Genomic DNA, 12,828 nt, shown 5'->3' with positions numbered 1-12,828 from the left:
TTATGGAATCACTAATTAGGAAAAGGGAAATCATCAGCTATTTGATCATGGGGTTATTCATGATCACAACGCATGCGCAAAATCCGATTTTTACACATGTGTTTACGGCCGACCCCTCTCCCCATGTTTGGCCGAATGACGATCGCCTTTGGGTATATACCTCCCATGATGAACCCGGTTCCAATAACCATTATGGAATGACCGGGTACCATGCATTTTCCACTACCGATTTGGTAAACTGGACAGACCACGGGCGTATTTTGCATTTGGAGAATGTGGAGTGGGCAGAGAGTCATGCTTGGGCCATGGATGCCGCCTATTACCGGGGAAAATACTACCTTATTTATTGTATGAAAGAAGCGGGGATCGGACTCTTTAGAACGGGTATTGCCCGAAGTGATTTTCCCGAAGGGCCATTTACCGATCTCGGATATGTTAAGGGGGTGGAATTTGGTCAAGACCCTGCACTTTTTATAGATGATGATGGTACCCCATACCTGTTTTGGGGACACGACCGTAAATGTTTCGCTGCAGAATTGAACGAGGACCTAATGTCCATTAAACCAGAGACCTATATAGATTTGACCTCCCAATTGACCCATGTTTTCGAAGGCCCGTGGGTACATAAGTACCAAGGGAAGTATTATTTGACTTATCCCGGCTTAACGCCCCGCAGATGGCCCGAAAAAATGTTTTATGCCGTAGCCGATAAACCGTTGGGCCCCTATGAATTTAAAGACGTGTTTATCGACGATTTTGAAGGGCAGAGTGGTACCAACCACGGAGGTACGGTCACCTATAAGGGGAAGGATATCATGTTCTATCACAGTGCATGGCTTTCCGGTGGTTTAAGTGAAACCCGGTCGGTGATGGCAGATTATCTTGAATATGACAAAAACGGGGATATCATTCCGATCGTTCCTTCAAAAAAAGGCTTGGGGAATGCAAAACGTACCAAAACCACCCTCCTTCTGGAAGCTGAGAATGGCTTTGCCGCAGGAGGGGAATTGTACAATGTGATTGTGGATACATGGATAGAAGGGTACAGTGGTAAAGGATATGTTACCAATTTTGATAACCCCTACGATCATGTTTCCATACTCGCACAGGTGGCAAAACCAGCAAAATATCGATTTATTGTACGATATGCTTCTCCCGATGGTGAATCGAACCACGATATATTGATCAATAGCCATCAGTATCGAGAATTTGTTTTTCCAGAATCCGATGTCTTCCGTGAAATTGATTTTGGGATTGTTGAGTTAAAGGCGGGGGATAACCTGTTACGAATATTCAAAAGAAATTGGAAGCCCTCACAAGGGGATTTGGCAATCGATTATATAAAATTGGAACAGGTTTTTGAAGATTGAATTGAGGGAGCACCGCATTAAGTTAAAACCATGGGATTCGGTGCGTGAAGTAAGTAGGAGGTGCCTTGGATGTTAAGCAATTTGGTAGCTTATTACCCTTGGATATGGAAATTTGGAGTCCAAATAAGAAGGAGCTATTAAACATACCGCCTTTATTTAAGGGGTTTCCTGAAAATTGATATTTGAAAACGTAATACTAAGATTATAAGTTATGAATAGTACCAAGATAATTTCTGTAATTTCTTTGTTCATGCTTGTTTCGATAGCAGCAGGATGTAAATCTAATTCAGTTCTTGGGAAAGCAGGTCTAGAAAAGAATACAGCACCGCCCAATATTATTTTCTTGATGACCGACGACCAACGTTGGGATAATATGGGATGCTATGGCAAACCCGAGTTCAATACACCCAATATCGACAAGTTGGCAGCACAAGGGGTTACTTTTGATAAGGCTTTTTATGCGGTGGCCATTTGCATGCCCAGTCGTGTAACGATGATGACAGGCCGCTATAATTCAAATCATAGGGTTGGTTTTGTTGCTCCTGACGATTATACCTTGTCCCAAGCGGATTTTGCAAAAAGTTACCCGGCCATTCTTAAAAACGCAGGATATCGTACGGGTTTTATTGGAAAAGTAGGATTTACGGTTACTGAAGAAGCTATGCGGCCGAGTACACCGAAAGAACATTTCTATAAGGATCATATGGGAGGGGTCTTCGATTTCTTTGCAGGAAGTGAAACCCGTGATGATAAAGGGTTAGTGATTTGGCCCGAAAACGATCTTGGGCTACAAGAAATATATAGGGGAGGACGCGAAAATTCGGGAAGGACTTTAAGGACTGGAGAGGCCATGATGCGTTTTATTGATACACAGCCTTCAGATCAACCATTTTGCCTGTCAGTGAGTTTTTATGCCGTGAAGCATGATAGGGACAAGGATATGTATATTCCGCATTTTGAACGGTTCAGAAATACCGATATGTCGGTCCCAAATAACTGGGTAGAAGGCGATAACCCTGAATTACCTGAAGTGGTAAAAGAAAATGCCAGAGGAGTCTACTTGCACCGCCAAAGATCGTCTACCCCAGAAATGCATCAGAAACTAGTGCGCCGTTTCGCGACCCAAGGGTACAGCGTTGATGAACAGGTGGGTTTTTTGGTAAAAAAATTAAAAGAGAAGGGGTTATTGGAAAATACGATCATAATCTATACCAGCGACAATGGACGTTTTCAAGGTTCACACGGTTTATTCGATAAATGTTTGCTTTACGATGAGTCGGTTAAGGCACCACTTATTGTGTATGATGGGCGTATACCGGCATCAAAACGTCAACGGCGTGAAGATGCGCTTATTTCTTCAGTTGATATGGCACCTACGATAGTCTCAATGGCAGGTCTGGAAACACCGGCAAGTATGCAGGGGAATGATATTAGCGGTGTTTTGAACAAGACACAGGATATGTCCAAATGGCGTGATGCCGTTTTTATGGAAGACTTGTTTTTAGCGGAAATGTTCTCTAAACGGTATAATGGTAACGTGGATGAAATCAATCAGAATCTAATAGCATCGAACAAATCATACCGTAGCCGGGGCCTTCGTACCCATCGATGGAAATATATTGTTTACTACGAACACCATCCAAAGATTGAAGAGTTGTATGATATGGATACTGACCCTTCGGAACAGAATAATTTAGTGAATGACCCAGGGCATCTCGAAATATTGAAGAAACTGAGAAAAAAAACGGAGGAATTGTATAAAAAGGCGATTGAGTAATGATATTTCAGTACTAATTAAACAGTAGAATAGGGTGATTCTAATATTATGTAATTCAGGTAATGGTAAAAAAATAGATGAAGAATAGAGGTTTATTTGTATTTCTTTTTACAATAATTTCCACTTTATCAATGGGCTATGGGCAATCCACCGTTGACGAAGTGGCTGTAAGCACATGGAAAGGATTTGAACGTATAAATTTCATGTTTAGTGGTAAGGAAGCACATCTTACGCGTCCGGAAAAACCTTTACCCGGAAATCCATGGTTATGGCGGGCCCGTTTTCCCGATTATCATGCCGAAATAGACAGTGTCCTCTTGACAAAAGGTTTTCATATCGCTTATGTAAATACCAATAACCAATTTGGTAGCCCTAAAGCGGTAGAGGTTTGGAATGGTTTTTACGATTACCTAACAACGACTTATGGGTTGCAGGACAAGGTCGCTTTACATGGGCATAGTCGGGGAGGATTGTTCATCTACAACTGGGCGAAACAAAACGCTGAAAAGGTTGCTTGTATTTATGGAGATGCGGTAGTATGTGATTTTAAAAGTTGGCCCGGAGGTTTTGGAGCTAGCAAAGGAAGTAAAAAGGAATGGCAAGTGTTAAAGACCGAATACGGATTCGATTCAGATGCAGAAGCCAAAGCCTATAAAAACAACCCAATCGATAATTTGGATGCACTGGCTAAAGCAGGTGTGCCGATTCTACATACCGTTAGTTTAAAAGATGGGGTTGTACCCCCAGATGAGAATTCATTATTACTCGTTCAAAATTACATCCATGTAGGGGGGACTGCAACGGTATCACCTTGTAGTTCCGGTATCCAAAAATCCAATGGGCACCATTATGATATTGATGATCCGAAAATGGTGGTTGATTTTATCATGAGGCATAGTACTGAAAATAAATTGTTGGATGCTTCAAAATACCATCGGATGGGAAGTGGCCTTCAAAATAGCAGGATTCAGTTTGAGCGTAATAAAAAAGGTCGCGTTGCTTTTCTTGGTGGGTCGATTACACATAATGGCGGTTGGCGTGATAGTATTTATGCGTATTTGAAAACCAGATTCCCTGAAACCGAATTTGAGTTCATTGCGGCCGGAATCCCTTCTATGGGAACCACACCAGCTGCATTTAGATTGGAAAGGGATGTGTTGTCAAAAGGGAAAATCGATTTGTTATTTGAAGAGGCGGCTGTAAACGATGCCACCAATAAACGAACCGAAACAGAGCAAATAAGGGGAATGGAAGGTATTGTCAGACATCTACTCAAATCCAACCCGATGATGGATATCGTGATGATGCATTTTGTAGATCCGGATAAAATGAAGACCTACCGCGCCGGGAAAGTGCCTGAGGTGATAAAAAACCATAATCGGGTGGCAGAACATTATGATATTCCGACCATCAACTTGGCAAAAGAAGTCACCGAAAGGATCGATCATGGCGAGTTTACCTGGGAAAAGGACTTTGAAAACCTTCATCCATCACCTTTTGGTCAAGGGGTTTATGCCCGATCAATGCTTCAGTTTCTTGATAAGGCATTTGCGGGACATATAGACAATGATGATAAGATAAAAGCGCATGCATTACCTAACCCTTTGGATGTTTTTGCATACGCGAATGGTGTTTTCATCGATGTTTCCGATATCAAACTAAAAAAGGGATGGAAGATCGATTCCAATTGGAATCCTAATGACGGCAAAAGCGTTCGACCCAATTATGTGAATGTGCGTATGTTGATCAGTGAATCGCCAGGAAGCACGTTACAATTGACTTTTGAAGGTAATGCCGTCGGAATTGCAGTTGCGGCCGGGCCAGATGCCGGAATTATTGAATACCGGATTGATAGGGGGAAGTGGCAAAGATTGAATCTATTTACCCCATGGAGTACATCGTTTCACCTGCCATGGTATTACACATTAGCCAGTGGGTTAACGGGGAAAAAGCACCGATTGGAGTTGAAAATAACCGATGAAAAAGATGAGCAAAGTAATGGACATGCATGTCGCATACGGTATATATATGTAAATAAACCATAGGAGCAGGATAGCATACTCAAAAAAATAAACAGACCCTCAATGAAAAAAAGCATTTTAAAACTAAAAAATAAATTAACTATGGTAAGATATGCTTCGACCCTAAGTATTGTTGTACTAGTACTATTGGTAGTTGGTTGTCAATCAAAATACAAGTATAAGGTTGATAGATCAGAGCATGCCGTAACGATTCATCAAGATAGCCTGATAATCAATATCGAGATAGTTGATAAAGCTATTATTCATGTTAGAAAAGAGATACAAGGTACGCAGGAATCAACCCTTCCGGATTATGTTACCATCTTGGAGCCCCAAAATGTTGCTTGGGATTTGGACGAAAGCGAAGATTACATAACCATTAGTACAGAAGCATTAAAAGTTTTGGTCCATAGCGATGGTAAGATCGAGTATACATCCAAGGAGGATACGAACCTTCTGTCAGAGACCAATGAATTGACCTTCATTGAACCGAATAATGAAGATGGGCATACCGTGTCCCAAGCCTTTGTAGCCGATGATGAAGCCTTATATGGCTTAGGCCAATATCAAAGTGGTATCATGAATTGGAGAAACGTCCCCATGCGATTACAACAATACAATCAAGAGATCGCGATTCCATTCTTGGTTTCCACAAAAGGATATGGTATCTACTGGCATAATTACAGTCTAACGGATTTCAATACTCCTCAAAATGAGATCCAGTTCGCTTCATTGGGCAATGTTCAGACCAAAAACAACACTAAGGAAATTGTCGTAAATGGCGAAAAGGAAGATGTAGCTTCTCATATTTCAAAGGAAGAGGCCGCGAAAAACATCCGGGAAACAACTTTTACGCCCACTAAGACAGGTGAATATACCTTTATGGCCCTAAGCGATAACAATGGTCGTATGCGAGGGGAAATCAGGGTGACCATAGATGGGGATGATATTATCAACTACTCCACCATATGGATGCCGCGAAGATATTCGGGCAAAAAATATTTGGAAGCAGGAAAGGAATATAAAGTGGTGTTCCAGAATACAGGGGCTAAAATACCTGGAAAATTATTCTATAACGAGCCCGATTACAACAAAACCGTTTTTAGTAGTACGGTAGGGAATGCCATAGATTATTATTTGGTGCGGGGAGATAACCCAGCAGAAGTCATTTCACAATACCAAAACTTAACCGGAAAAGCACCTATGTTTCCCAAAAGTGCTTATGGTTTTTGGCAATGTCGTGAACGATACCATAACCAAGAAGAATTATTGGCGAATGCCCATGAGATGCGGAATAGGAAAATTCCTTTTGATAATATCGTACAAGACTGGTTTTATTGGCCAAAGAAAACCAAAGGTCCTGAGTGGGATAAAGCTAAATATCCAGACCCGGATGCCATGGTTGATGAGTTAAAAGCGTTGAACTTGAAGTTAATGGTTTCTGTGTGGCCGGAGGTAAAGAACGAGCGTTTGGAAGCGAAGTACGACCTAAAAAAAATCAAAAGTAGCAACTATGTGGATATTTATGATGAAGGGGTTAGCGAACGGTTTTACCGTATGTTAAGTGATTCTATGTTTCACAAAGGGGTAAGCGCTATTTGGTTGGATGGAACAGAACCAGAAGGGGTTCGGGATACAAAAGTCAATACCGCTGTCGGACCTTATGCAAAAGTTCAAAACCCCTATTCACTATTGGTGACCAAAGCGATGTACGAGGGAAGAAGGGCGGAATTTCCCAACGAACGTGTTTTTAACCTGACCCGTTCTGCCTATTCCGGACAACAACGCTATGGAGCCACTTCATGGTCTGGTGATGTGGAGGCTTCTTGGGAGCAACTTTCAGAACAGATTCCGGCCGGACTTAATTTTACCATGGCGGGGGTACCGTATTGGACCCACGATATCGGAGGTTTCTTCAGGGATTCAAAGTCTATTAACCCTAGCTTTGATAGCCAATATACGAATCCGGAATTCATAGAATTATTGACCCGTTGGTTCCAGTTCGGAACCTTCAGCCCTATTTTCCGTATCCACGGTTACGTGTCCGAAACTGAAATTTGGAGGTATGGCCAGGAGTTTGAAAATACGGCCCGGAAGTTCATCGATTTAAGATATCAATTGATGCCTTATATCTATTCTGAAGCTAGGCAGGTGACTAACGAAGGTGCGCTGTTGATGAGTCCGTTGGCCTATCAATATCCCAATGACAAGAACACCTGGGGGATCAAGGACCAATTGTTTTTTGGGGAATCCATTATGGTCGGTATTGTGACCGAATACCAAAAACGTGAAAAGGAAATGTATTTCCCACAAGGCGAATGGTATGATTTCTGGACCAATGAGAAAATAGAGGGTGGCAAAAACCACACCGTAAAAGCAGCATTGGATGAAACACCCCTGTATGTAAAGGCAGGAAGTATCATTCCGTTTGGCCCCAAAGTACAATATGCCACAGAAGAAACCGATGAACCCCTACGATTGAAAATATATCCCGGTAAAGATGCTGAATACACCCTTTATTTTGATGATAGCGAATCCTATGACTACGAAAAAGGGGAATATTCAGAACTTAAGCTACATTATTCCGAAGCCGATAAAACACTTGAAATCGCGAATGGTAAGGATGATTTTATCCATTTCAAGGATAACCCTACGGATTTGGTTATCGAAGTCATTGGGGGCAAAACAGAAAGCGTCCTTTACAACGGTACGGACATGAGCATAAACCTATAAGAAAACGAAGTTCCAAGACAATATCCACTACGCGATTTTGAAGCAATCATTTAAGTACTGGAAACTAAAAACCAATAAGAAAACCAAATAGCTATGTCAGAAAGAATAACACAAAATCAATACCCAGGATTTAAGGATCAAAATGCCGTTCATAAGAAAGTGTCATTGCCAGGTCTCATGATGATTTTGGTGGTACTGCTAATCTCATCTTGCAAACAAGAGACAGCCAAGGTTAATATTTATCCGGCCCCTGAAGGTATTGAATTATCAAAGGCATTTACTGTAAAAGTGGAAGAACAGTATGTACCTGTATACAAAACTAAAATTCCACCTTCTAAACCTATTCCCCGCTTAAAACCGGCAGGTGATTATGGATTTGTATCTGTAGCATCTTTTGACATGAATGAAAGTGTTACCGTTTCCATTGATTGTCCTGAAAGAGTGGAGTCGGTTAAAATTTTACCGACATCCTATGGCATTAAACCAAATTTCGAAGGAAATAAAATCACCTTTCAAATAAACAAACCAGGGCATGTAACAATTGAGGTGAATGGGGAATGGCATGAATCATTACATATTTTAGCCAATCCTTTTGAAGAAAATATCCCTAGTCCCGAAGATACCAATGTCATCTATTTTGGTCCAGGTATCCATGATGTAACCAACATAACCATTAGCGATGGTCAAACTATTTATCTTGCTGGTGGTGCGTATTTACGCTGTGGTACACTGGATAATGAAGAAGAAATTGAAGTAAGAGGTCGTTTAAGAAAACAACCAACCTTTATTCTGGAAGGAAAAAACGTAAGCATACGTGGACGTGGAATTATTGACCAAAGTGGTATTCCAAAAAAAATAAGACGATATACGATTTTAGCCCAAAAAGCTAAAAATGTGACCATTGAAGGCGTTACCATTTTTGACCCAAGTCATTGGACTATCCCTATCCAAAGTTGTGACAAAGTACATGTTGATAATATAAAAATTATAGGTTGGAGAGGAAATGCAGACGGGGTTGATATTACAAGTAGCAGGGATGTTTTGGTGGAAAACTGTTTTATGAGAACCTTTGACGACGCGGTCGTGATTAAATCTTTTGGAGGTTATGGCGAAGTGAAAAATGTTCATACTCGAAAATGTGTGGTTTGGAATGAGTTGGCCCATTCTTTAAGTATTGGTGCCGAAGTACACGAAAACATCACTAATGTACTTTTTGAAGATTGTGATGTTATTCACGATGTAGGGCGAGAAACTGCATTAAGAGTCTATCATTGTGATGATGCCGTTATAAGTGATGTCACGTTTGATAATATAAGAATCGAAGAAGCACGTAGATTGATTTCTTGTTGGATAGGAAAAACCAGATGGACAGAAACAGAAGAGCGCGGCCATATTAAAAACGTCTTTTTTAAAAATATTGTAGCAACTTCAGCACCTATTGATACTACACTTACGGGGTTTCAAGATGGTCCGGATTGGAAGCCCTATATCATTAAGGATCATGCAAGTATGGAGTTGGTAGGGTTTGATGAGGAACACTTGGTTGAAAATATAGTATTTGACAATGTAGTGCTTGATGGTAAAAAAGTACAAGCAAAACAGGTGAACTCAAATGAGTTTGTTAAGAATGTCCAATTTAAATAATTGATAAGTATAAAACAAAGGATATGGACCGAATAGTCGATTTGATCGAATCTGATAGTATGGGTTTAATCGGAATTAAATAGATAAGCATTTAACTAAAAAAAATAATGAAAATGAAAAAGCTAGCACAAATAATTATATTTCAACTGGTGCTAATTAATTCTGCTTCGGGCCAGCAATGGACTCCGGATTTAGGAAATGGTAATTTTAAAAATCCCATTATTTATGCAGATTATTCTGATCCTGACATGGTAAAAGTTGGAGACGATTTTTATATGGTAGCATCAAGTTTTAATTGCATGCCTGGTATTCCTATTTTGCATTCAAAAGATATGGTGAACTGGGAGATAGTGAACCATGTTTATCAGAGTTTACCTCTAGAAAAATATGATAAAACGGCTCATGGTCAAGGGGCTTGGGCCCCTTCTATCCGTTATCATAACAATAAGTTCTATGTCTATTTTTGTACTCCTTACGATGGATTGTTTATGGCTACAACAGATGATCCACGAAATGATTGGGAGTTAACACATGTTGTTGATTCTGAAATGTGGGAAGATCCATGTCCTCTTTGGGACGATGATGGAAACGCTTATTTGGTGCGTGGTAAACTATGCGGTAATGATTTAATTCTGCATAAAATGAGTAAGGATGGCAAAAAACTTTTAGATAATGGGGTTTTAATATATAGGGATAAAGAGAATGACCCAATTATTGAAGGGCCAAAGTTCTTTAAAAAAGATGGCTATTACTACATTTTGGCTCCTGCAGGAGGAGTTGGAGAAGGTTGGCAGACCGCTCTTCGGTCAAAAAATATTTATGGACCCTATGAAAGAAAGACGGTTTTGCACAAGGGAAATACTGAAATCAATGGGCCACATCAAGGAGGCCTTGTTGATTTAGATTCGGGAGAGTCATGGTTTGCCCATTTTCAGGAATTAAAACCTAATGGAAGAATTGTACACCTGAATAAAGTAGAATGGGTTGATGGTTGGCCGCTAATGGGTAAAGATATAAATAAAGACGGTATTGGTGAGCCACAAATAGAATACAAGATGCCGAATGTTGGTAAAAAATATCCCGTAAAAACACCTCAAACTACTGATGAGTTCAATACAAAAAAGTTTGGATTACAGTGGCAATGGCAAGCTAATCCAAAGAATGAGTGGTATTCAATTTCTGATAATGGGAATATCAGGCTTAATGCCGTTCAGAATATTACTAAGGAAGGTAATTTGTATTATGCACCTAATTTATTACTGCAAAAATTTCCAGGACCTGATTTTATGGCAACAACAAAAGTTTCTTTCAAAGGTGATTTAGTTGGTGATAAGGGCGGTTTAGTTGTTATGGGTAGAAGTTGGACATCACTTTATGTTATTAAAAATGAAAATGGTTTTAAATTGGAAATGTCAAAAAGTGACAATAATAAGTGTGATGGAATTGCGGAAGTAATCGCGAGTATAGCTATAGATAATGAAGTTGTTTATTTAAGAGTAAAGATTGTTGGAAACACTATTGGTCAATATGAATACAGCCTGGATAATAAAAACTTTAGGGTAATTGGTGATGAATTCAATACTAAAGAAGGTGTTTGGATTGGTGCAAAAGTTGGTTTATTCTGTGTGAATCCGAACATACAACAAAGTAAGGGCTTTACCAATTTTGATTGGTTTAGAGTTGAATAGATAATTAATTTTTGAATTAAGTCTGTCTATAATCTAATGTAACCTACTGGTAAAGCCGGCATTCGTGCCTGCAACTCAGGTAAAACTGAAGGCAAAAAGGTTGAGGTGAAAAATGTTATTTCAATCGAAATTGTTAAGGATATTCAATTCAAACAATTCTAAAAAATATATATTAATGATTAAACAAATGCTTATTGTGTTTTCTGTTTTGTTGTTGTTTTTTTCATGTCGAGCACAATCGACAGACAATAAGAAAACAATTATTGGGGTAAATACGCTATCCGAATTTAAAAAATATTTGGATCAAGATAACGTAAACGTAAAGTTGAAGGAAGGGAACTATCAAATCGATTCGGCCGAAAAAATCAGGTTTATCGAAATTACCGGGAATGATTCCTATTTCGATATGAGAGGGGCTAGGTTTATGGTAGATACCAAACTGTTCAGTCGTCCGGATTTAATTAAAAGTGATGACGGTAATAGCATGTATTGTGCCATCGAAATATCTGGGAAAAACGTAACCTTGGAAGGCTTATACATTGAAACCTATGGGGATACCCCTGGTAGACAGAGCAAAAACAAAATTTTCAACCTTGTTGGGGAAAATGTGACCTTAAAGGATGTTGAGGTGCGAACAACAGGTTCAAGTCCTTGGGGGTATGGGTATTTATACGGACTAGGGGGCAACGATGTGCGGAAGATGAATGGTATTCGCATAGGATATCCAGCAAAAAATGTAAAACTGCTAGGTTGTAAGGTCCATATGAGAGCCATGGGGCATGCCATATTTTTACAAGGCGCGGAAAATACGTTGATTGAAAACTGTCAGGTCGATGGACTCCTTCGAACTACCGATGCTATGCTTGCCGAAACATCTGGGTATGGGTTCGACAAGAAATTTTATGCAGGTAAGGGCAATTATATAGAAGGTACCATAGTTGCCGAAGATGGTAAAATTTTGCCAGGGGAAATCATCTCCCTTAGCGAGGACGGCATACGTATGTACCCAGAATATAATGGACATAAAACGCTAAATACCACCGTTAAAGGCTGTACGGTTACCCAAATGCGAAGGGGGATTTGTACAGGATTGAGTACCTCGGGAGATAAGGTTATCGATTGTGTGGTGCGCGATTGTGTGGCAACAGGCTATAACGTGGGGAATGAAGATACTTTGATTAATTGTAGTGCAGATGCTAAATATGGCGAAGCGTTTTGTATTCCTTATACCAATGCTAAAAATGCTCGCGTAGAAATGACCATTCTGGATAGTAGAAATGGAATGGCCAATGATTTATTGGCAAAAATAAATGGCACCGGACATCATGTGGTGATAAAAACAAAGGCTAAGGAATATATCCCGGATACTATGGCAATCAAGTTGTCGGTATGGGAAGGCTATGGCAATTTCAATGAAAATGCGAAAATGCATGCTACCTATATTACATTGGATAATCAAACTTCAGCAGAATTGATCAAGTTTAAAGGTACGGAGCATTTAAAAGTAAAAAGTATTGGAAAAGTACGTGAAGCTACCAAATCGGAAAATGTGGTAAATGAAAGTAATCGTACCAAACGTTAAGCGAAAATTTTAA

Annotated in this window: 7 protein-coding genes; all 7 read left to right on the top strand. The window is 39.9% G+C overall.

All coding sequences use genetic code 11. From position 1 onward, the window contains the following. Nucleotides 1–2 precede the first annotated feature (2 nt). The 7 genes from GJ691_RS14185 (at nucleotide 3) to GJ691_RS14155 (ending at nucleotide 12,815) form a co-directional block, all read left to right on the top strand. Complete coding sequence (locus GJ691_RS14185) at nucleotides 3–1,370, top strand: family 43 glycosylhydrolase (protein WP_179955130.1); 1,368 nt, start codon at nucleotides 3–5, stop codon at nucleotides 1,368–1,370. 211 nt (nucleotides 1,371–1,581) lie between these two features. After that, the gene (locus tag GJ691_RS14180; RefSeq protein ID WP_218944453.1) at nucleotides 1,582–3,147 is read left to right on the top strand and encodes a sulfatase-like hydrolase/transferase; all 1,566 of its coding nucleotides are present in this window, start codon (nucleotides 1,582–1,584) and stop codon (nucleotides 3,145–3,147) included. 77 nt (nucleotides 3,148–3,224) lie between these two features. Beyond that, the gene (locus GJ691_RS14175) at nucleotides 3,225–5,192 is read left to right on the top strand and encodes an SGNH/GDSL hydrolase family protein (protein ID WP_154368024.1); all 1,968 of its coding nucleotides are present in this window, start codon (nucleotides 3,225–3,227) and stop codon (nucleotides 5,190–5,192) included. 39 nt (nucleotides 5,193–5,231) lie between these two features. After that, nucleotides 5,232–7,901, top strand: coding sequence for a glycoside hydrolase family 31 protein (locus tag GJ691_RS14170; protein ID WP_154368022.1), 2,670 nt, complete (start codon nucleotides 5,232–5,234; stop codon nucleotides 7,899–7,901). Nucleotides 7,902–7,994: 93 nt separating this feature from the next. Continuing rightward, nucleotides 7,995–9,545, top strand: coding sequence for a glycosyl hydrolase family 28 protein (locus GJ691_RS14165; protein ID WP_154368020.1), 1,551 nt, complete (start codon nucleotides 7,995–7,997; stop codon nucleotides 9,543–9,545). A gap of 113 nt (nucleotides 9,546–9,658) precedes the next feature. Next, nucleotides 9,659–11,233, top strand: a complete 1,575-nt coding sequence (locus GJ691_RS14160) for a glycoside hydrolase family 43 protein (RefSeq protein ID WP_218944452.1) — start codon at nucleotides 9,659–9,661, stop codon at nucleotides 11,231–11,233. 175 nt (nucleotides 11,234–11,408) lie between these two features. Then, nucleotides 11,409–12,815, top strand: a complete 1,407-nt coding sequence (locus GJ691_RS14155; RefSeq protein ID WP_179955129.1) for a right-handed parallel beta-helix repeat-containing protein — start codon at nucleotides 11,409–11,411, stop codon at nucleotides 12,813–12,815. The last annotated feature ends 13 nt before the right edge of the window (nucleotides 12,816–12,828 follow it).

Origin of the sequence: Maribacter luteus (assembly GCF_009674825.1) — a bacterium.
In the GTDB taxonomy this organism is placed as follows: Bacteria; Bacteroidota; Bacteroidia; order Flavobacteriales; family Flavobacteriaceae; genus Maribacter_A; species Maribacter_A luteus.
Note: the sequence above shows the minus strand (reverse complement) of the source record. Positions and strands in the feature narration are given on the sequence as shown.